The organism is Vallitalea sp., from assembly GCF_025211055.1.
Lineage (GTDB): Bacteria > Bacillota > Clostridia > Lachnospirales > Vallitaleaceae > Vallitalea.
Genome location: NZ_JAOARO010000031.1, coordinates 1 through 22,257, shown reverse-complemented (window position 1 = coordinate 22,257; position 22,257 = coordinate 1). Strand labels below are relative to the sequence as shown.

Here is a 22,257-nt window from a genome sequence, read left to right as displayed (position 1 = left end):
TTCTATTTATTAGCATATGCCAATCAAAATATACACCTTTTTTTGTATATTGTCAATTAAATAATTTCTAAGTCAATCTAGTCTAACTGGAGTAATAATAAAACCATAATAATATTTTTTATTTGCTAATAGTTTATAAGGCTCTTTTAGATATGCCATAGCAGGTAAATCTCCTCCAACTCCTCTTTGACCATAATCAATATTTATTGTATTAAAATCTCTTCTAGGCATTTTATAGCTATGTGTTGTATCCTCTAGATCCTTCATGGTATAAGGCCACATACTCATATTAATGAACTCTCCTGTTATATCAATAATCTTAATCCCCTCTTGATGTTTGTTAGTTATCTTAGCCCATCTTATGTCAGTGCGATTCCCATTTTCTTGTGGTACCAAATAGTCATGAACCAAAGCCTCACAATCTGCCCTATAAACACCAACCATTGCACTTTCCTTCCTATCTACATATGATTCGTGAACGCCTCTACCATACCAAGTCATAGTATTATAATCCTTTTTAACAGCCATCTGCATTCCGAATCTTACCATGTCCTTAAGAGGAATAATATTATTTTCTACTTTAACTGCTCCATCAGAATAAAATGTATATGTAGTTGTTAACCCATCTTCAGTATTGAATACTTTTGACCTAACAATAACTTCTACAATATCATCTTTCTGATTAATAACAATATTTTCTACCTTCCTATTTTCTGTAGCCTTTTTCCACCTCTGACCTATATTCATTCTCTTTAGTATTGGAAACATATCTTTTAATGTATAGAACCTATCATTATCTATCGGCGCTCTCCAAAAATTAGGTTTTAATTCTTCACATAATAATTCTTCATGATTATATTTAAGTGAATTGATTCCACCACTTTTCTTATTTATAATTGCATGGAAATTTTCATTGTATATAATTACATCATTACTATTATCTTTGGTAATAATACTCTCAGTATTATTATTCACTTTATATTTTTTAATAAGTGTTACATTGTTAAATCTTATTTGAGACCATGAAATTACCTCTTTAGCGTCCATCCAAGTGGCTTTATCTTTTAATAGGAATCTTGCATTCAAGTAATACTCCTTGTTCTTTTTGAATTCATAATTATTGTAATTAAGTTTTATTTGTCTAATTTCATCAGGAAGAATATTATCTAGGTTAACCTTACCTTTTAATATTACGAAACCATCCTCTATTACTTCCCACACTAATTTTACAAATGATAAATCAATGAAATTATATTTATTTCTTATATTAACTACGCCCTTTTGTACATCTACATCTTCTACATTAATATTTTGATAAACTTTCTTTACTTCATAGAGAGCAGGATGAGGAGTTCTATCTGCTGCTACAATACCATTACCACAGAAATTGTAATCATTAGGATAGTCTCCAAAATCTCCTCCATATGTCCATATATCTTTACCATCTATAGATTTTTTACGTATACTTTGGTCAGAAAAATCCCAAATAAAACCTCCTATACATCTTTTATATTTCTCAAAAGCTTCCATATAATCTTTGAAATTCCCAAGACTATTACCCATACAATGGGCATATTCACAAAGTAAGAATGGTTTATTCTCATACATTTCTGGTGTTAATTTATGACCTAGTAGACCTGTATTTTCACCTATTCCAACTCGTACAGCCTTATTCTGTCCAATTTTATTGACCTGCTGTGTGGTAGCATACATCATACTAAATATATCAGTGTATTCTAATTTATGATCCCCTTCATAGTGAATTGGTCTTGTAGTATCAATTTTCAAGGTAGCCTCTCTCATCTTTTTGAAAATTTTTCCTGTTCCAGCTTCATTTCCAAGAGACCAGAAAATTATACAAGGATGATTCTTATCCCGTTCAACCATCCTTTTCATTCTATCAACACAGGGCTTAATCCATTCTCTTCTGCTACTTGGAATTTTATTTCGAATGCCATGAGTTTCTAAGTTACATTCGTCCATAACATACATACCATAGATATCGCATAAATCATAGAACCATTGACTATTAGGGTAGTGAGAAGTACGAATGGCATTGACATTATTGGCTTTCAATAGTCGTATATCTTCTTCTGTCTTGGCATATGGTACTGCGTGACCATAATCTGGATGAAATTCATGTCGATTTACTCCTTTAATAAGTACAGATTTACCATTAATATATAATTGATTATTTTTTATTTCAATTTTACGAAATCCAAATTGACAATATCGAATATCCATCCTCTTATGCTTATTATCCAATAAGCTTATAATAACCCTATATAAATAAGGTGTTTCTGCCGTCCATTTATGAGGACTACTCAACTTCCCTGTTAATCTAAGCAGATCCCCATCAATACATTTTATATCACAATAAAGTTCACGTTGTTCATTATCAAAAACTTTGACTTCAACCAATCGTTGCTGACTATAATACTCACATGCTATCTTAGCATCAATAATTAAGGTAGCCTCTTGATAATCATTATCTAGATCACAATGAACGTAAAAATCCTTTATTTCTTCTTTAGGTCTGCTTATCAGATCTACATCTCTATATATACCTGATAACCGCCACATGTCTTGATCTTCTAAATAGCTTCCATCACACCATCGATAGACCTCTACAGCTAAATCATTTTCGCCAAGTTCTACATATGAGGTTATATTGAATTCAGCAGGAGTAAAAGACCCCTGGGAATAACCTACTTTCTGTCCATTGACCCAAAGATAAAAAGCTGAATTTACACCTGAAAAGTTGATGAAAACATTTCTTTCTAACCATTCTTCATCAATGTTAAACTTTCTTTTATAAGACCCTACTGGGTTATATTCAGTACTTATATTTGGAATATTTTTTAATTTTATACTGGTAGGATATCTAATATTGAGATACATGGGCTTTCCATACCCTTTTAATTGCCAATTGGAAGGTACTTCAATCTGTTCCCAATTATTAATATCGTAGTCCCTTTTATAAAAATCCACTTCACGATTAGACGGTCTGGTAACCCATTTAAAATACCACCTTCCATTTAAACTCTGCTTCCATCTGGATTCCTTATCATCCAGAATTTGCTCAATATTGTCGTAAGGTAAGGCGACTATATGAGGTGGCTCTTTGCTAATCCCAATTACTTCTACATTGTTCCATTCAACCTCCATTTTCCCTTTCATAAATACCTCCTAATTTTGAAATAATCTATGTTATTATAGCCCCCAAAAGAAGAGTTTATCTATATAATGTACTTAACAAAAAAACATCTTTTAGTAGCAATATTACTACAGAAAGATGTTTTTTATTAATTCAATAACCTTGATACTCTTAAGGTACGAAAGTCATACTCTTATCTAGTTCTTCTTTTGGCATTTCACTAAGATTACCTGCTATATAATAAACTTTTATTATTAAATTTATTCCAACAAACAAATAGCTTGGGATGCTATCCCTAGCCCTTCCCCAGTAAATCCTAATCCTTCTTCTGTAGTTGCTTTTATATTTATATTTTCTATTTCAATATTTAGAATATTTGCTATATTCACCCTCATTTCTTGTATATAATCAGCCATCTTAGGACGTTGAGCAATAATCGTTGAATCTATGTTTATTATACTATATCCCTCACTAGTAAGTAATTCTTTTACTTGTGCCATTAATTTTAGACTGGATATTGATTTTAATTTGTTATCTGTATCTGGAAAATGCTTACCAATATCTCCCTTACCCATGGCTCCCAGCAAAGCGTCCATAATTGCATGGACTAGAACATCTGCATCAGAATGTCCAAGCAAACCTTTCTCGTATGGAATTTCAACACCTCCGAGAATTAATCTTCTATCTTCAACTAATCTATGTACATCATAACCCATGCCAATCCTCATTAGTAACACTCCTCTTGTCTATTTTTCCTTTATTATACCTTTGTGATATGCTTGAAGTAGCATCTTCAATCCGATAATCTCCTTCTTCAATTCTTTACCTATATCAGTGTTTTTTACTCTTAACCTTTTATTGTTCTTTTCTAATATCTGATATGAAGATACAATGTCTTTTTCGTTTTCAATAGCTTTTTTCTTAGATTCAAATTTCTCATGAGCAACCATAAGTAGACCATATGAATTATAAATGAGTGTGTATCCTGCTATTCCTGTTATATGCTGATAGGCTTCTGATAAACCTCCATCTATAACTAATAATTTACCCTTTGCTTTTATTGGACTTTCACCTTTTTTTACCTCCACAGGAACATGACCATTAATAATATGAGAATTATCTTCACTTATACCAAATTCGTGTAATATCTCTCTACATTTTTCTTCGCTGTCTCTATATCTATAATAACTATTTTTATACTCTTTTTTGATATCCTTGTCATTAAGGAAATATCTTTCAAAAGTAGCCATTTTATTTTTACCGAACAACGGTGAATTAGGTCCAGTCCATAGATACCAAAAATAATCAATATTATTAAGTTCATTATTGTTATTAAAATAATACTCCCTGATTAACATTTCTATCTTATCAATAAGTTTTTTACCACTATAGCTTTTACCATCTATAGTAACTTTATTAAATACTCCTTTTATATCCATAGGAATACAACCATGAAATAGTAAATTAGAGTTATATGTTAGATACATACTGCCCTTTGAGAACAAGAATCTTGTATGTTTTTGTAACTTTTCATTATTCCTATAGGACAATCTTAATTTTTCCATTACATCTTTTTCTTCAATTGTTAATTCATATGGGTTTTTTGGATTAATAGTAGGAAAATAATTATCTGAGAGTTTATAAGTCTTTTCAGCTATTTTAATTGTGCCTTTTTCATAATCTATCATATTAAGTAATAGCCTGTCATTCATTATATAATTAGGATTTCTTTGTATTATCTTTCCCTCTAATTTGAATTGAATTATAGATATTGCTTTATGGATTTTTTTAATAATATTGATTTCTTTACAGGTGTATGCACTTTTATCAGACACCACCAAATCAAAATTGTCACAATTATCATCTTTATAATACTCCATAGCAAAAGTAGCCAGAGGTAATAGATTAATACCATATCCCTCTTCAATAGTGTTCAAGTTGCCATATCTAGCCGATATTCTTATTGTACTAGCAATACAAGCTAATGAACCAGCTGCTGCTCCCATCCATAGAATATCATGATTGCCCCATTGAATATCTATAGAATGATGCTGCATCAATTTATCAAGTATAATATGTGCTCCAGGTCCTCTATCATATATATCACCAATTATATGAAGTCTATCAATAGCTAACCTTTGAATTACTCTACAAATAGCTATCATAAAATTATCTGCTCGGTTAATTTTAATGATCGTATTAATTATTCCATCATAATACTCTTGTTTATTAACTTCTCTTTGTTGTTCATGAAGCAATTCCTCAATTATATACTCAAAATCTTTTGGAAGCGCTTTTCTTACCTTTGACCTGGTATATTTTGAAGATATTTCTCTACATACCAATACCAACCTATGAAGTGTTATCTCATACCATTCCAACAAGTTCTCTTCTTCATTTTTTACTCTTTCTAGTATTTGTTCTGGATAATATATCAACATTGCCAACCGTCTTTTTTCATGCTCTCTGATGGTATTGTCGAATATATAATCGATTTTTCTTCTTATAACACCTGATGCATTATTAAGTACGTGTATAAAAGCTTCGTATTCTCCATGTATATCAGAAAGATAATGTTCAGTTCCTTTTGGTAAGTTAAGTATAGCCTCAAGATTAATAACTTCTGTACATGCTGAATTAATAGTGGGGTACTGTTTAGACAATTGTTTAATGTATTGTATGTTGTTATTGATTTCTTGGTCCCAATAATTATTCATAATCCACCCTTCTTTATAATTTAATATATTTTTATGTATATAATCCATTTAAATATTTACTGTCCATTTAATTTACATACTTGATTATACAATAAAATTATTATTCAATCTATAATTATAGTAAAAGTATTAAAAAAAGAACAAAAAATTGGAATCAATTTATTAAAATAAAAAGATAAAACATATTCTATACGTTAGTTAAATATAAAATATGTTTTACCACTTTTATTAGCTCAAACTATTAATCAACTGTATCTGCATCTCTAGTCAGTACTATATTAACTCCTTCTACTATATCTCTAATAGCAATATTACCTATTTTCATAGGAGCCTCTAAAACAACTTTATTTATTGCTTTCATGCACTCAAATAGTGATTCTTTTGGTAATGGCTTATCAGACTTAACTGACACAAGAGGATTCTTGCCATTACGCACTCTCATAGTAGTTGTCAATGTTCTAGTAGGATGAGTACATTCTGCTATAGCATATGTTTCTCCTCTTTTACAAGTATTTCCTTCAACATTTATTACTTTACCTTCTTCCAATGTAACTGCTATATTACACCCGATTGGACAGGCAATACATACCAACTTTCTTTCTTCAATCATGCTAATACCTCCATTTCAATAATAAAGAATTATTGTTTCTCCAACATAACTACTAAATTTTCGCCTTCTGTCATGGCATCTAATATTTTATTAGTTAATTCTATACTTTCCATTTCTCCTGGAGCTACCTTAGGTCTTTTCTTAGAATAGATAACTTTATCTTTTGATTTTAATACTATATTAACTTTCTTCTTAACATCTACTACTCTAAAATAGAGTTTATTCTCATCTTGAACTAATTCTTTATTAATTAAATGAGGAACTACATATCTAATACCCTCACCAGCAAATGTCTTAATTGTATCTTTTTGTTTTACTTTTTTATTATCGCTTATGTATCTAGCGGCACATCTTCCTGCTAATCTACTTTCAGCTGTAACAAAATCCACTAAATCATGAACATGAACTACATTACCACAAGCAAATACACCTTCTACAGAAGTTTCCATAGATTCTGTCACAACAGGACCTGATGTGACTCTATCAATTTTTATACCTAATTCATGTGAAAGCTCATTTTCAGGAATTAGTCCAACTGATAATAATAGCGTATCACAAGATACGTACTCATATGTTTCTTTTATAGGCTTTCTATTTTCATCAACCTGGGCTATCGTTATACCCTCCAAACGTTCTTTTCCATGAATGTTAACAACTGTATAACTTAGTTTGAGAGGAATATTATAATCATCAAGACATTGTACAATATTTCTTGTCAAACCTCCTGAATAAGGAAGTAACTCACATACCATCTTGACTTTGGCACCCTCTAGAGTCATTCTTCTAGCCATAATAAGTCCAATATCTCCTGAACCTAATATTACTACTTCTTTTCCAGGAATGTATCCCTCCATGTTAACAAAACGTTGGGCAGCTCCTGCTGTATAGATACCAGCTGGTCGTAAACCAGGTATATTAAGAGCTCCTCTTGTTCTTTCTCTGCAACCCATAGCAAGTACAATAGCTTTGGCTTTTATATTAAGAAGTCCATCTGAAGAATTTACTACTGTAACAACTTTATCTTTACTAATGTTTAATACCATGGTTTTTAGCTTAAAATGGATTCCTAACTTTCCTACTTCTTTTTCAAATCTATCTGCATATTCTGGTCCAGTCAACTCTTCTCCAAATATGTGAAGACCAAACCCATTATGAATACATTGTTGTAAAATTCCTCCTAACTCATTATCTCTTTCAATAATTAGAATGTCATTTATACCATTCTTATATGCCTCAATTGCAGCAGCCATACCTGCTGGTCCTCCACCAATAATGGCTAAATCAACTATGTTCATATGTAATTCACCTCATTTTAGTATTTATTATTCATTATTAACTTATCTATAAATCTATTTTGTCTTTCCTACAAGCACTTTGGATTTTCCACCCATTTTCGTTACTTGTTCTTTTGAAATATTAAGCTCTCTTGCAATAATATCTACAACTCTTGGAGTACAGAAACCGCCTTGACATCTACCCATACCTGCTCTTGTTCTTCTTTTTACAGCATCCAAATTTGAAGCTCCAATAGAACGGTGAATACAATCAACTATTTCCCCTTCAGTAATAGTCTCACAACGACATATTATATTACCATATAAAGGGTTTTTCTTAATTAATTGATCCCTTTCGCTTTCATCCATTTCACGAAATCTATAAACAGGTTTTCTAGTACTAATGTAATTCTCTTTTTCTTCTAACTCAATATCCATAGACTTAAGAATTTCAATAACATATTCACTTATGGCTGGAGCAGCTGATAGCCCTGGTGACTCAATACCAGCCACATTTATAAGTCCATCAACTTTTTTTGATTTTTCAATAACAAAATCTCCTACGGATGATGATGCTCTAAGACCTGCAAAAGATGTTATTACATCCCTAGTATTAACTGATGGAATAGACTTAACTGCTCCTTTAATAACTCTATCTAGACCTATACTAGTTGTAGAAATATCGGCTTTGTCTAGGATATTTTCAGCTGTTGGTCCAAGTAGTAAATTTCCATCAACAGTTGGTGTAACCAGTATACCTTTTCCCATTACAGTAGGTGGTTGGAAAATAACTTTGTTCACTACATTTCCTTGTCTCTTATCAAGTAATAGATATTCTCCTTTTCTAGGATTAATCTTAAAACTATCATCTCCTGCCATAGCTGAAATATCATCACTGAAAAGACCTGCTGCATTTATTATGTACTTGCTTACTATTTTACCTCTTGTGGTATTAAGCTCAAAATTATTATCTACTTTATTAATATCTTTTATAGCACAATCTAAAATCAATTCAACCCCATTGTCAACAGCGTTTTCAGCTGCTGCAAGAGTCAATTCATAAGGACATATAATACCCGCAGTAGGAGCATATAATGCACCAATTACCTTATCTGACATATTAGGTTCCATTTCCCTAACTTCTTCTTTAGTTAATATCTTCATGTCAGATACTTTGTTTTTGATACCATAAGCATATAAGGTATTAATCTGCTCCATATCATCTTCATCAAAAGCTATTACAAAAGAACCAATTCTTTTAAAAGGAACATATAATTCTTTTGTAATGTCACCCATAATTTCATTACCTCTCACATTAAACTTAGCCTTTAAACTACCTGGTTTTGCGTCATAACCCGCATGAACAATTGCACTATTTGCTTTACTAGTACCCATAGCAACGTCTGATTCCTTGTCTAGCAGACATACCTTTAAATTATACTTAGATAATTGTCTTGCTATTAGTGAACCAGTAACTCCTGCACCTATAATACTAATATCATAAATCATATCAAGACCTCCATTATATTATTAATGTAATTAAATAATAAGAAACACACAAAAAAGCCACACATAAATAGAGCTAACTCTATTTAAATGTGACTCCCATTCTCCTACATTTAAATTTAACTAATTGTATGGAACTTATTCAATTTGTATGGAACTTATTTAATTAATTTAATATTTAACTTCATTATACTACAAATGCTGATAAAATGGAAGAGTAAAATAAAAAATACTACTACAAATCTACAATACTAGGAACAAAGAGTTTTGACTAAAATATATAATTTATATATTTTAATAGACTACAAAATAACAATGAATAATTATTATAATTCTTTAAATCATATTGAAAATGCTTATGCTTTTTGTTATTATAATAGTATATTAAATAGAGGAGGAATAGTTTGAAATATATTATTAACCACAAAATTTTTATTTTATTTCTTACTGTGATTTGGTGCATTCTATATGGCAGTTTTTCAATACTTACAATAGCAGAAGGCTTTCTTCTTTCATCTTTTTCTGTTTTTATAAGTTGTCATATACCAGGAGGTTCACAATTTTTGCACAGCATAAATATATCTTTTTTTATGTTTATAAAATTTATCTTTATACTATTCATTGATATTTATTCATCAACGTTTAGTATATTCAAGTTAATATTTACTTCAAATATTAGTCCTAGATTAGTACCTATAAAAACAACGTTAAACAACGAGTGGTCAATATTTTTATTAGCTAATGCAATAACTCTAACTCCTGGGACTGTTACTGTAAACAGAAAAGGTAATAAGCTATTAATATTAACTACATATCCTGAAAAATCTGAGAAAATTATAAATAAGAAACTTGTGAAAGCACTGAGAAAAGGAGTGAAACATTGATTTATTATTTATTTTCATTTTTGCTAGTATTATCTATATTAAGTATATTAATAATAATTAAAGGTCCAACTATTTGGGATAGACTTTTGGGACTTAACCTGTTCTCAGCAAAAATAATACTGTTGATACTTCTCTTTTCAATCTTATTTGATTTACCTTATTTACTTGATATCGCTATAGTATATACATTACTAGGTTTAATCGGCATAATATTCATTTCAAGATTTGTAAAAGGAAAGGGGAAAATTTAATGGTTATTACTATTGGATATATTATTATATCTATTGGTCTTATATTCATGTTAATAGGATTCATTGGACTTTTTAAATTCAAGAATTTTTACTCCAGAGTATTAGTATCTTCTGTTATTGATACCGCTTCATTTATAACCATAACTATTGGTATTGTTTTTATAAAAGGCTTTAGCTTCTTTAGCCTAAAAATATTACTTATACTTTTACTTATGCTTTTTTTGAACCCTTTGGCGACACATACTATTGCTAGAGGAGCATACACTAGCGGTCTAAGGATAGGAGATGATGACTAATGTTAGAAGTTGTATTAATACTATTAGTTGTATTAGCTGTTCTCTCTGTTCAAACTAATACACTTAGAAGAGCAATTGTATATTTATGTGTTTTTTCATTACTCTGTTCTTTTTGTTATTTATTATACCAAGCACCAGATGTTGCTATTGCCGAAGCTGTTATAGGTTGTACACTATCAACTATAATATATCTGGTTGCATTAAACAAATATAAAGTTTTTAGAGTATATTATATTATCGAAAAACCAAAAGATACTAATTCCATCATACAAAAAAATGCTTTGTGTAAAACATTAAGTAACTACTCATATGAAAAAGAACTAGAACTTGATATTGTCATATCAGATAAAAATATTGAAGAAATAGTTACTGATTACCCCTACGATGTAATTGTACAACATAATGTTACTAACACAACTATTTATGGTGATAAATCAAATTATCATTTTGATGATTTAATAAGCTATATTGATATAAACAGTAGCATTAATGTTAATCATGATTACATTCTTGAAGATGAAGGAGATTCGTTGTTATGAGAAGAAAATTAATAGCTATATATTTGATATTACTTTTTTTCCTATGTATATCTTTTGATATCATACCCATAGATAACGCTACTGATGTACTACACTATTATATTAAAAATAGCTATAGAGAAACTGGCAGCATTAATGTAGTTACATCAATCTATTTGAACTATAGAGTGTTTGATACAATATTTGAAACTTTACTATTATTAGTAAGTATTATAGGTATAATCTACTTTTCTAGACATGAAGGAGATTATTAATGAGGAGGTAGGTTATGAGAAGCAGATCCGAACTTCTAATGAATTCACTGGGAATATTGTACCCCATCATATTTTTATTTGGTATCTATATTACAATAAATGGCCATAGTACACCTGGTGGCGGTTTTCAAGGTGGCGCAATTATCAGCTCAACATTTATAATTCAATATATCATAAATCCTGAATTAGAGGTTTCATTATCTAGATTACAAAAAATCGAGAAAATCCTTTTTCTGTGTATTATATTGATCGTAACTATATTCGTAATCCATCTAAATGGAACCTCTATACCACTACTTAACCAAATATATCTTATAATCATGAACATCTTGATTGCGACTAAAGTTTATTGTGGTCTAAGTATAATTTTCTTTAGATTTGTACTTTTTGAAAGCAGATAATATAGAAAAGGGGGTTTGTAATATGAATAATATAATAAATGGCCAAACTATAGGTATAGCATTGTTTTTTATAGGAATGTATGGTCTTTTGGCTAGACGTAATATAATTAAGACAATTATCTCTATGGGAATTATTCAATCTGGAATAATCTTATTTTTTTTAACAATAAACTATACTACTAATTCTATACCTCCTATTGGTGAAAATATAGAAAAAGTTACTTCTGACCCATTACCTCAAGCTCTGATGATTACAGCAGTTGTAATAGGTATTTCAATAACAGCAGTTAGTCTTACTATGTTCATCACATTATATCATCGTTATGGTACAACTAACTGGTATAAAGCTACTAAAAAAAGAGGAGAGAATATATGATACAGCTATATTATTTTATTTTACTACCAATTATAATTGCATCAATATCCTACCTATTCAAAACTAAATACAATAAGCATTTAATACTAATATCTCAACTAATTCTATTTGTATGTAGTGTTATTAATTTTACTCATATAAAAATTAATAGTCAGATAACTAGCATTATAGGTAATTATAAAGCTGGTGTAGGTATTGCACTAAAAGCTGATATTATATCTTCTGTTTTTGTTATGCTTACAATATTCCTCTTTACATGCATGATAATATATAATTTCAGAAAGCATTATATGAATAATTTGTTTTTATTCTTATTCTTGATACTTCAAGGTTTGATAAATGGTATTTTCCTATCAATGGATTTTTTCAATCTATATGTTCTTATTGAAGTATCCACTATTGTTGTTAGTATACTTATTATGTTTAAAAAAGATAGTAGGTCAATTTATGACGGCATGCTGTATCTACTTATAAATATAGTAGCTATGACTTTTTTTCTCATAGGTATTGGATACATATACAAGATTTTTGGTTCTCTGGATATTACAATCATCCAGGATAAGATGTTTAGAGTTAAAGATATAAAATCATTGATACTGCCTTATAGCTTAATCATAACTGCTATTAGTCTAAAATCAGCAGTTATGCCATTATTTAGCTGGCTGCCTAGAGCTCATGGAACCCACTCCTCTCCTTCAATTGTTTCAGCTATATTGTCAGGATTATATGTTAAGTGTGGTGTTTATTTATTTTTTAGAATTCAGAATATGTTCTCACCTGCATTTGATACAAGTAACATATTCCTTATTATGGGTTTTTTGACTGCTGTAGTGGGATTTATTTTTGCATTATCTCAAATAGATATAAAATTAATTCTTTCTTATCATACTATAAGTCAAATCGGTCTAATTATTTTTGGTTTGAGTTTTAACAACACGTATAGTTATTGGGGTAGTATTTATCATATCATCAACCATGCCATTTTTAAATCCGTATTATTTTTAACAGCTGGTATTATTATAGAAGAATACGAAACCAGAGATATACGTCAGATAAGAGGAGTCTTCAAGCGGATGCCCTTCGTTAGTATATTTACTTTTATAGCTATTTTAGGTATAACAGGTGCTCCCTTTTTCAATGGTAGTATTTCCAAATATCTAATACAAAAAGGTAGTTACAGCGGCTTACTAGATTATGGATTAATACTTATTAATATTGGTACTATTTTATCTTTTGTAAAATATCTAAGTATGTTCAAGGGTTCTTATTATGGTAAAAAATATTCTCCACCCATTAATCAAAAAATAGCAATAGCCATATTAGGAACATTGTGTTTCCTAGGCGGTATAATGGGAATCGAGTTGATAAAATTCCTATTTAATGTAAATCTACATATAACATTAGATGGCTATATAATTAAAGGCTTACTCTATATAGTTAGTATCATACTTGGTCTATTATTTTATAGATTCTTGTACAAAAAAATAAAGCTATTTAATAATATTAGAGAAATCAACTTAAGTTTCAATCAGATTTGTTTAACCATAACAATTTACTTTTCAATAATTTTAACTACTATGTTAATACTTGAAAAATATAATTATATATAATAATACTTATATCTGCTGTTTTTCTAATTCATCAACCAGATTTATTGGCTTATCTATTAAATGCTGTTTTAGTAATATGGCATTTAATAGATATTCCATATCTTGAACCCTAATTGGCTCAGCTCCCCTTTTCAATGTAAAACCAAATTGTCCATTAGGTTCTAATGTTCCTTTTTCAATGTAATTAAGATTAGGTATTCCTTCTTGTCTAACCCTAGTCATAATCTCTGCTTTGGTAAGCTTAAGTTTTTTTAGGTTTGCAGGTACAAAATTCCCATCTTCTATGATAATGACTTCTTTTCCAACTGCTATTTTTTCAAATAAGTGAAAATGAAATTCCAGGTATTCAAATAAAAGTAATAAAACTATATATATTGAAGCTGCAATTATGGTTTTTATAATATCCTTATCAGCAAAAGGCTCTACAATAATTGCTCCAATAGATATAACCATTACTGTCTGTGCAATGGTCATCTGCGCTAATGACCTTCTACCAGTAATTCTAAGTAATAGAATAGCTACTACATACAAAACTATGGGCTTTAATAGAAAAGGCATATATACCACTCCTTTTATATTGTTTTATGTTAATATATACTATTCTATTTATTATTTCCAAATAATTGATTAAAATTCAATTGTATAAAGTATATTATATGATTAAAAGGCGGATAGCTATATCCACCTTTTAATCATAACCATATAAAATATATAAATAAAAATATAAGGAGAATTCCTGCAGCATATATCATAATAATAGGTAATATAGCTTCAAAAACGCCTATCATAGCAGCCCATCTTTCTCTTCTATTAAGTGAAACTCTTACTTTACTTGATACTTTACTCTTTTTTCTATACCATGGCATACCAGGAACATTCATATCAGCTATAGTAACATCATTGTCATTAAACTGCTCTTTCATATGTATCACCTACCTAATTATAAAGATGACAGGCAACATAATGGTTATTACCAATATCTTTATACTCAGGAGTTTCTTCTCTACAGATTTTTTCTACATAAGAACATCTTGTACAGAATTTACATCCTTTGGGAGGATTTGCTGGAGAAGGTATTTCACCTTGTAGTATAATCCTTTTTTTCTTAAGAGTAGGATCAGGTACAGGTACAGCACTGAATAAGGCTTTGGTATATGGATGTAATGGATTCTTGAATATTTCATCCCTACCTGATTTCTCTACCAAGTTACCTAGATACATAACTCCTACTTCATCAGCAATATGTTCAACCACTGATAAATCATGAGAAATGAATACATATGCCAATCCTCTCTCTTCTTGAATATCTTTTAACAAATTGATAATCTGAGCCTGAATAGATACGTCTAGTGCTGATACAGGCTCATCAGCTATAATCACTTTTGGATTAAGTGCTAATGCTCTAGCAATACATATTCTCTGACGCTGTCCTCCTGAAAATTCATGTGGATATCTGTCTATGTGATAATTTTGCAAACCACATTCTTCAATTATTTTTATAATATAGTCTTTATATTCTTCTTTTAAAACGATATTATGTTCTTTTACTCCTTCACCAACAATTTCACCTATCGGTAATCTAGGGCTAAGAGAACTATATGGATCTTGGAATATTATTTGCAGTTCTGGTCTTAACTTTCGCATTTGTCTTTGCTTCAACTTAAAAATATTTTCCCTATTGTATATGACTTCTCCATCTGTAGGTTCAGTTAATCTTAATATAGTTCTACCAGCGGTAGTTTTACCACAACCTGATTCACCAACTAAACCAAAAGTTTTACCCTCTTTTAATTCAAATGATACTCCATCAACAGCTTTTACATGACCTACTACTTTTTGTAATAATCCAGCTTTAATAGGAAAATATTTCACTAGATTATTTACTTCAAGTATTGTATCTGTCATTTTTTCCTCCCCCTCTCATATAGCCAACATGCCACTTTATGTGTATCATTTATATTATTATAACAAGGATACTCCCCTTCACATTTGTTAATACATGAATTACATCTATCCTTGAAGAAGCAATGATTTGGCATAGCTATTGGGTTAGGTACGGAACCTGGTATAGTATACAAACGGTCCACATATTTATTTACTACTGGCTTACTTTTTAGCAACCCAATTGTATAAGGATGTTTTGGATTTAGGTATATATCTTCAGCAGTACCTTGTTCTACAATACGACCAGCATACATAACTATTACATAATCCGCCATCTCAGCAACAACACCTAAATCATGAGTAATCAATAGGATACTGGCATCAATTTTATCTTTTAGATCTCTTAATAAGTCAAGTATTTGTGCTTGAATAGTTACATCCAAAGCAGTCGTTGGTTCATCAGCAATTATCATTTTTGGATCACATGCCAACGCCATTGCTATCATGACTCTTTGACGCATTCCTCCAGACAATTCATGTGGATATGAATCGTATATTCCTTCTGCTCTAGGTATTCCAACTAATTTTAACATATTAATTGATTTCTCTTTTACCTTTTTCTTATCCATATCACTGTTATGTAGTTCAATTACTTCATTGATCTGATTACCAATTCTAAATACAGGATTCAAACTAGTCATTGGCTCTTGGAAAATCATTGCTATATCATTGCCACGAATGCTTTGCATTTTCTTGATAGGAGTTTTGGTTAAATCAATAGCATAATCTCCTACATTGAATCTTATTTCACCTTCTACAATTTGACCAACCGGTCCTTGAATTAGGCGCATAAGTGATAGACTACTTACTGATTTTCCACAGCCTGACTCACCTACAATAGCAACTGTCTTGCCTCTTGGAATATTATAACTTATTCCATTAACAGCTTTAACTGTTCCCATATCTGTATAGAAAAAAGTCTTTAGATTATCAATTTCAATTAAATTATTCTTGTCTCTCATACTAGTTTTATAATGACTAAGGGGTATATTATTTTTTCTTTTATTTTTATTATATTTTTTAAAAACTCTTTTATTAGTTTTTGATACTTGTTTGAAATATTTTTTACTCTCAGTTTTACTATCCACTTTGTCACCACCTATCTTCTCATTTTAGGATCAAATGCATCTCTAAGTCCATCACCAACAAAGTTAAACCCCATAACTGTAGCTAATATACAGATTCCAGGTGGAATCCAAATATATAAATATTTTTTCAAAATGATAGGGTCTGTTACTGCACTAACCATATTCCCCCAAGATGCAAAAGGAAATGGAACACCAAATCCTAAAAAGCTTAAAGCAGATTCGGTAAGAATGATTCCACCAACTCCTAATGTTGCTAAAACGATAAGTTGAGGCATTACATTAGGAATAAGATGTTTAAAAATTCTTTTTCTAGGTTTTAATCCAATTGCTTCCGTAGCGATCATGAATTCTTGTTCCCTAAGACTTAGTATTTGACCACGAACTAATCTAGCAACTGATGCCCATCCCAAAATTCCTAATACTAACATTAGGTAGTATATTTTTTGTGAACCAGGCACTTCTAAAGTAATTAAAGCAGAACTTAAAATCAATACAATAGGTAAAAAAGGTATACAGAAAAATATATCAACTATACGCATTATTATATTATCTGTTTTTCCACCAAAATAGCCTGCTATACCCCCTAGAATAACTCCTAGAAACAGTTCAATTGCTACTACCACAAATCCAATAACTAATGAAATTCTTCCTCCATACATCAATCTGGTAAAAGTATCACGACCATCTCTATCAGTACCTAGCCAATGTTTACTTGAAGGTGGCGCTTTAATCAATACTTTTATATTTTCATCATCATAATTTTCGATGTCTTCTGTGAATTCAACACCGTCTTTTTGAAAAAATATTTCATATTCACCATATGGTGAAAAAAAAGGACCTATAAAACTAATTAAAAACATAGAAACCAGTATTACAATCCCTATAATGGCTAATTTATTTCTTACGAAACGTTTCATTACTAACTGCCCTGGTGTAATTATTTTATCAACAACAATTTCTCTATCATTACTAGTTACTTGTTCATCATTAATATCAATCTTTGATTTTTCTAACATGATTATCTCTCCTCTCTAATTATTTTAATCTTACTCTAGGATCTGCAACTCCATATAAAATATCTGATAACAGAGTTCCCAGAAGTGTTAAAACTGCAGAGAATGTAAGAAATCCCATCATGTAATTAATATCTCCTGATTTCAAAGCTTTAAATGCTGTAAAACCTAACCCATCAATAGCAAAAATCTGTTCTGTAATAATAGCACCTGAGAATAATGATGGTAATAAACCACCTAGCATAGTTACAATAGGTATTAAAGTATTTCTAAAAGCATGTTTATATATAACTTTCTTTTCACTTAAACCTTTTGCCCTAGCTGTTCTTATATAATCAGCATTTAATACTTCAAGCATGTTTGTTCTTGCATATCTCATAAGACTTCCAATGCTTAAAAACGCCAATACCACAATAGGTAGTATAAAATGCCATGCCTTATCCCTAATTAGTGCCCAGCCTGTATAATCCATTCTAGCTGTTATCATACCTTGTAATGGTACCCATCCCAATCCAAAAGCAAATATTCTTTGAAGTATAGCTGCAAAGAAGAAACTTGGTAATGAGATACCTATAAATGCAAAAATAGTTACACCATAATCTAATTTTGAATACTGTTTTGTTGCAGATATTATACCAAGTGGTATGGCTATTATCATTTGTAATATATAAGCAATGAATGCAATAGTAAAGGATGTCCACATTTTACTTTTTATTACTTCACTGACCGGTTGTTTATATAAGAAAGACTCTCCAAAGTCTCCTTGAATAGCTTTACCTAACCAATTTATGTAACCTTTAAATATGTTTGTTTCTGTCCCGTATAATTTCCTAAGTGATATTTTCATTTCTTCTGTAACGTTTGGATTTCCTGCAGTTAGAGTTTGAACATAATCACCTGGCATTACTCTTATTAGTGTATAGATTATTATAGAAACTCCTAGTAAAATAAATATACAAACGAATAATCTTCGTATAATATATTGTCTCAAAATTATTCCACCATCCTTTCAACTTATATTAAAATTAGATATGATTTGCAACCCGAAGGCTGCAAATCAAGTTACCTATTATTTTAATTCTAATGTCTGTATTTCTTTGAAATATCCATAGAATGGTGTCATATCTTTAGGTAGTGTTTCTACATCAATTACTTCTGGGTTGAATATAAACATATTCTTACGTTGATAAACTGGCATTTCTACTGCTTCATCCATAATGATATCAAGAGCTTTTGAATAGTACCCTTTTCTTTTTTCAATATCATTTGTTGATCTAGCATCAAGAATTATTTGATCTAACTCTTCATTTTTTATACAATAATGGTTACTAGGTCCATTACTATGATAAGTTTGATACATATCAGGATCAATAGTCGCTTGCCATGCAGCAACCCACATATCCCAATCTTTAGCATCTAATCTATCAAATAGAATAGTTACATCAACATCAGAGATATCTAATACACCACCTAATTTTTCCATTTCATCTTTCATTTGAGTCAATATTGGAGCAGATGGGTGATTCATAATACCATCTCCACCTATACCAATTTCAATCTTTAATTGCTTACCATTTTTTTCTAATACTTTTGTACCATTCTTATCTACTTGTTTATACCCTGCTTTTTCAAAACATTCTAGAGCTTTGGCAGAATTAAATTCATAATAAGATTTTGCATTCTCTGGATAAGCCCATGATACTCTAGACATAGGTCTTTCTATAACGCTAGCTAATTCACCATAATAAGTATTAATAGCTGGTTCCCTATTCATAATATGCATTAAGCCTTTTCTTACATTTTTATCTTTAATCCTATCAGCATTAATACCGATATATCCATAACCTAAGTTTTCAATTAATTCATAATGGAGTCCTGCATCTTTAACATTTTGTACCATTTCAGGACTAGCTGTTGGATCAGAGATATCAACTTCTCCTAGTGTTACAGTTTCAAGCTTATTAGAAGATGAAACAACTTGATATTTTAAATTTTTGATTTTTGGTTCACCTTTATAATAATTTTCATTAGCCCTAAAAGTTACAACATTGTTCTCAAACTTTTCAAATTTGTATGCACCAGCTCCAATTGGCATATTGTTTTTTTCTTTTACTTTAGTTAGATCACCTTTTTTGAATCCTTCACCATAATAGTGTTCTGGAGCAACTTCAATAGCGCCCAAATTCCAAATTGCTTTTGGATCTACTCCCTTAATGGTAACTTCAACAGTTAAATCATCAACTTTTTTAATACCTTCAATATCAGGAACCTTAATAGTTCCACTAGATAAATTCTCTTCAATATATTTTTTTTCTAACTCTTTGAATTTATTATCTATAGCTTCCACTTCATAAGTACCATAACAGCAATCTGTTTCTACTTCAATAAATTTAGCTATAGATGCTTTTTTCAATTCTTCTCCCTCTAAACCGTCAGGATTATTAAAACCTGTATATCCATCAATAGCTTCTGCTCCATATGACTCATATGCAGATATCATACAAGCTTCAACCTCTTCTTTGATTACATCTTGTGAGCTAACTTTTAAACCTTCTATTATTTCCGCATAATTAGGATCATCATAGCGATATTCATTTATTCCTAGAATTGGAGTTGTGTATATAGTAGAAGCTCCATCATATTTTGGATCACATAAAACTTTATATGTAAATATAATATCATCAGCAGTTATTGGTTCTCCATCGCTAAACTTTAAGTTATCTTGAAGTTTAAATCTATAGACTGTCATTATGTTACCGTCATCATCTTTGATTTCTTTTGGTGTTTCATAAACAGCTAAATTAGAAGCAGGCTCTCCAAGACGATTATTGGTTATTAATGATTCTTGTGTTCGGTCTGTTATCTCGACATCATATCCAGTTGTAGCAAAAAATGGACTGAATACAGCATTAAAATCAGTTGAACCTAAAACTAATGTATCATATTTAGTTTTCTTTTCTTTTGGTTCTTTTTCTTTTTCATTAGAAACTATTGTATCTCCCCCATCGTTTTCTTTGCTTGTTGTTTTTTCTTCCCCCTTACAAGCAGTTAAACTTAGAGTCAAACATAAAACAAGAAAACAAGTTGAAACTATCTTTGTAATATTCTTCATATTACTCCTCCTTTTTATATATTCCAGCTAAGATTTTATGTATAACTTTTTATTATCTTTTTATGATTATAATGGCTCTTAAGATAATAATATAGGTTCTTAGCCAACCTATCTTATATATCTGTTATATATTTATGTAATTATAATGTTTATTGAAGTGTATTTATAATAATACATTAATATAAGTATTATCTTATATTAATTATATTGTTTTTTATTACAAATGTAAAGTTGATTAAAGAATATTTTGTATTTACAATATTATTATTATTGTTTTTGCTAATATATTGTATTTAATTTTATTTATTAAATAATTAGTTTATTTTATTATTATTCTTTTAATTTTGTGCGTATTTTTAGTCGTATAATGGAATTTTTAGCAATTATAGAAATGACATAATAGATAATATATTGTTTGTACTATAATAATATTATATTAAAAATATAATAGACTATGAAACTAAATCATTTATAGTTTTCTTAGATGTACTCTTATTATTATAAGAAATATTTTCTAAATAAAAAAACTTATAACATATAGTTATAAGTTTTTTAGTAGCGGAGAACGGAGTCGAACCGTTGACACTACGGGTATGAACCGTATGCTCTAGCCATCTGAGCTACTCCGCCATATTATTAAATTGTAAAAATATAATGGGCGCAACAGGGCTCGAACCTGTGACCCCCTGCTTGTAAGGCAGGTGCTCTCCCAGCTGAGCTATGCGCCCTGGGAATATTATTATAATAAATTAGTTTTACTACTAACGACCTAGAAGGGACTCGAACCCTCGACCTCCGGCGTGACAGGCCGGCGTTCTAACCAACTGAACCACTAGGCCAGATAAAATTAATTGTATACATTGAATAACTCATCTGTATATAACAGGGGCAGCAGGACTTGAACCCACGACATTCGGTTTTGGAGACCGACGTTCTACCAACTGAACTATGCCCCTAAATAATAAACGTTCAAAACAACACATTGTGAACAACAAATCATCTTATCAACCTCTGCAAAGCTACATAACTTATATATCTTAACTCTTAGCTTAACTATCATACATTCAAATCTCTTTGAATCTATTTAGGTCAAGCCCTCGACCTATTAGTATCGGTCAGCTGAACATGTTACCATGCTTACACCTCCGACCTATCAACCTTGTAGTCTTCAAGGGGTCTTACTACCTTTCGGTATGGGATATCTTATCTTGAGGGGGGCTTCACG

At 30.3% G+C, this 22,257-nt stretch carries 21 protein-coding genes, 4 tRNA genes and 1 rRNA gene; 8 read left to right on the top strand and 18 right to left on the bottom strand.

The features are described from left to right. Positions 1-72: 72 nt before the first annotated feature. The 6 genes from N4A55_RS03885 to N4A55_RS03860 all read right to left on the bottom strand — a co-directional run bounded on the left by N4A55_RS03885 (position 73) and on the right by N4A55_RS03860 (position 9,264). Positions 73-3,180, bottom strand: coding sequence for a glycoside hydrolase family 2 TIM barrel-domain containing protein (locus N4A55_RS03885; RefSeq protein WP_293754187.1), 3,108 nt, complete (start codon positions 3,178-3,180; stop codon positions 73-75). Positions 3,181-3,417: 237 nt separating this feature from the next. Continuing rightward, positions 3,418-3,885 carry a 2-C-methyl-D-erythritol 2,4-cyclodiphosphate synthase gene (ispF, locus tag N4A55_RS03880; protein WP_293754186.1) on the bottom strand — a complete coding sequence of 156 codons (468 nt, stop codon included), beginning with the start codon at positions 3,883-3,885 and terminating at the stop codon, positions 3,418-3,420. Positions 3,886-3,903: 18 nt separating this feature from the next. Further along, the gene (locus N4A55_RS03875; RefSeq protein ID WP_293754185.1) at positions 3,904-5,874 is read right to left on the bottom strand and encodes a fructose-1,6-bisphosphatase; all 1,971 of its coding nucleotides are present in this window, start codon (positions 5,872-5,874) and stop codon (positions 3,904-3,906) included. Positions 5,875-6,115: 241 nt separating this feature from the next. Beyond that, positions 6,116-6,484, bottom strand: a complete 369-nt coding sequence (locus N4A55_RS03870) for a DUF1667 domain-containing protein (protein WP_293754184.1) — start codon at positions 6,482-6,484, stop codon at positions 6,116-6,118. Between the two features lie 29 nt (positions 6,485-6,513). Then, the gene (locus tag N4A55_RS03865) at positions 6,514-7,779 is read right to left on the bottom strand and encodes an NAD(P)/FAD-dependent oxidoreductase (protein ID WP_293754183.1); all 1,266 of its coding nucleotides are present in this window, start codon (positions 7,777-7,779) and stop codon (positions 6,514-6,516) included. A 54-nt stretch (positions 7,780-7,833) separates the two neighbouring features. Beyond that, positions 7,834-9,264: an NAD(P)/FAD-dependent oxidoreductase gene (locus tag N4A55_RS03860; protein WP_293754206.1), complete on the bottom strand. Its 1,431-nt coding sequence runs from the start codon at positions 9,262-9,264 to the stop codon at positions 7,834-7,836. A 404-nt stretch (positions 9,265-9,668) separates the two neighbouring features. Between N4A55_RS03860 and N4A55_RS03855 the strand changes: the two genes are divergently transcribed. The 8 genes from N4A55_RS03855 to N4A55_RS03820 are packed head-to-tail and all read left to right on the top strand — an operon-like array spanning position 9,669 to position 13,875. Further along, a complete protein-coding gene (locus N4A55_RS03855; protein WP_293754182.1) occupies positions 9,669-10,148 on the top strand; it encodes a Na+/H+ antiporter subunit E in 480 nt (159 codons plus the stop codon). Further along, positions 10,145-10,399 (top strand): monovalent cation/H+ antiporter complex subunit F, encoded by a 255-nt coding sequence (locus tag N4A55_RS17010; protein WP_443083808.1) that lies wholly within the window; start codon positions 10,145-10,147, stop codon positions 10,397-10,399. The genes N4A55_RS03855 and N4A55_RS17010 overlap by 4 nt, the downstream gene beginning before the upstream one ends. After that, complete coding sequence (gene mnhG / locus N4A55_RS03845) at positions 10,399-10,695, top strand: monovalent cation/H(+) antiporter subunit G (RefSeq protein WP_293754181.1); 297 nt, start codon at positions 10,399-10,401, stop codon at positions 10,693-10,695. Before N4A55_RS17010 ends, mnhG begins: the two co-directional genes overlap by 1 nt. Beyond that, on the top strand, positions 10,695-11,234 hold the full coding sequence (locus N4A55_RS03840) for a DUF4040 domain-containing protein (protein WP_293754180.1): 540 nt from the start codon (positions 10,695-10,697) through the stop codon (positions 11,232-11,234). The genes mnhG and N4A55_RS03840 overlap by 1 nt, the downstream gene beginning before the upstream one ends. After that, on the top strand, positions 11,231-11,488 hold the full coding sequence (gene mbhE / locus N4A55_RS03835) for a hydrogen gas-evolving membrane-bound hydrogenase subunit E (protein WP_293754179.1): 258 nt from the start codon (positions 11,231-11,233) through the stop codon (positions 11,486-11,488). The genes N4A55_RS03840 and mbhE overlap by 4 nt, the downstream gene beginning before the upstream one ends. 14 nt (positions 11,489-11,502) lie before the next feature. Beyond that, the gene (locus tag N4A55_RS03830; RefSeq protein ID WP_293754178.1) at positions 11,503-11,889 is read left to right on the top strand and encodes an MnhB domain-containing protein; all 387 of its coding nucleotides are present in this window, start codon (positions 11,503-11,505) and stop codon (positions 11,887-11,889) included. A gap of 22 nt (positions 11,890-11,911) precedes the next feature. Continuing rightward, entirely contained in the window at positions 11,912-12,265 is a 354-nt protein-coding gene (locus tag N4A55_RS03825) for a sodium:proton antiporter (protein WP_293754177.1), read from the top strand. Next, complete coding sequence (locus N4A55_RS03820; RefSeq protein WP_293754176.1) at positions 12,262-13,875, top strand: complex I subunit 5 family protein; 1,614 nt, start codon at positions 12,262-12,264, stop codon at positions 13,873-13,875. Before N4A55_RS03825 ends, N4A55_RS03820 begins: the two co-directional genes overlap by 4 nt. Positions 13,876-13,881: 6 nt before the next feature. Here N4A55_RS03820 and N4A55_RS03815 read toward each other — a convergent pair whose 3' ends face one another. The 12 genes from N4A55_RS03815 to N4A55_RS03760 all read right to left on the bottom strand — a co-directional run. After that, complete coding sequence (locus tag N4A55_RS03815) at positions 13,882-14,433, bottom strand: DUF421 domain-containing protein (protein ID WP_293754175.1); 552 nt, start codon at positions 14,431-14,433, stop codon at positions 13,882-13,884. A 134-nt stretch (positions 14,434-14,567) separates the two neighbouring features. Then, on the bottom strand, positions 14,568-14,798 hold the full coding sequence (locus N4A55_RS03810; protein ID WP_293754174.1) for a hypothetical protein: 231 nt from the start codon (positions 14,796-14,798) through the stop codon (positions 14,568-14,570). A gap of 13 nt (positions 14,799-14,811) precedes the next feature. Then, complete coding sequence (locus N4A55_RS03805) at positions 14,812-15,780, bottom strand: ABC transporter ATP-binding protein (RefSeq protein ID WP_293754173.1); 969 nt, start codon at positions 15,778-15,780, stop codon at positions 14,812-14,814. Continuing rightward, positions 15,777-16,907, bottom strand: a complete 1,131-nt coding sequence (locus N4A55_RS03800) for an ABC transporter ATP-binding protein (RefSeq protein ID WP_293754172.1) — start codon at positions 16,905-16,907, stop codon at positions 15,777-15,779. Before N4A55_RS03800 ends, N4A55_RS03805 begins: the two co-directional genes overlap by 4 nt. 11 nt (positions 16,908-16,918) lie before the next feature. Then, complete coding sequence (gene opp4C, locus N4A55_RS03795) at positions 16,919-17,923, bottom strand: oligopeptide ABC transporter permease (RefSeq protein ID WP_293754171.1); 1,005 nt, start codon at positions 17,921-17,923, stop codon at positions 16,919-16,921. A 19-nt stretch (positions 17,924-17,942) separates the two neighbouring features. Next, entirely contained in the window at positions 17,943-18,911 is a 969-nt protein-coding gene (locus N4A55_RS03790) for an ABC transporter permease (protein WP_293754170.1), read from the bottom strand. Positions 18,912-18,989: 78 nt separating this feature from the next. Continuing rightward, positions 18,990-21,032, bottom strand: a complete 2,043-nt coding sequence (locus tag N4A55_RS03785; RefSeq protein WP_293754169.1) for an ABC transporter substrate-binding protein — start codon at positions 21,030-21,032, stop codon at positions 18,990-18,992. A 556-nt stretch (positions 21,033-21,588) separates the two neighbouring features. Then, positions 21,589-21,662, bottom strand: a tRNA-Met gene (locus N4A55_RS03780). 25 nt (positions 21,663-21,687) lie between these two features. Further along, positions 21,688-21,760 (bottom strand) — tRNA-Val (locus tag N4A55_RS03775). A 37-nt stretch (positions 21,761-21,797) separates the two neighbouring features. Further along, positions 21,798-21,871 (bottom strand) — tRNA-Asp (locus N4A55_RS03770). A 44-nt stretch (positions 21,872-21,915) separates the two neighbouring features. Continuing rightward, positions 21,916-21,988, bottom strand: a tRNA-Trp gene (locus N4A55_RS03765). Positions 21,989-22,117: 129 nt separating this feature from the next. After that, positions 22,118-22,257 (bottom strand): 23S ribosomal RNA (locus N4A55_RS03760); the annotation flags it as partial.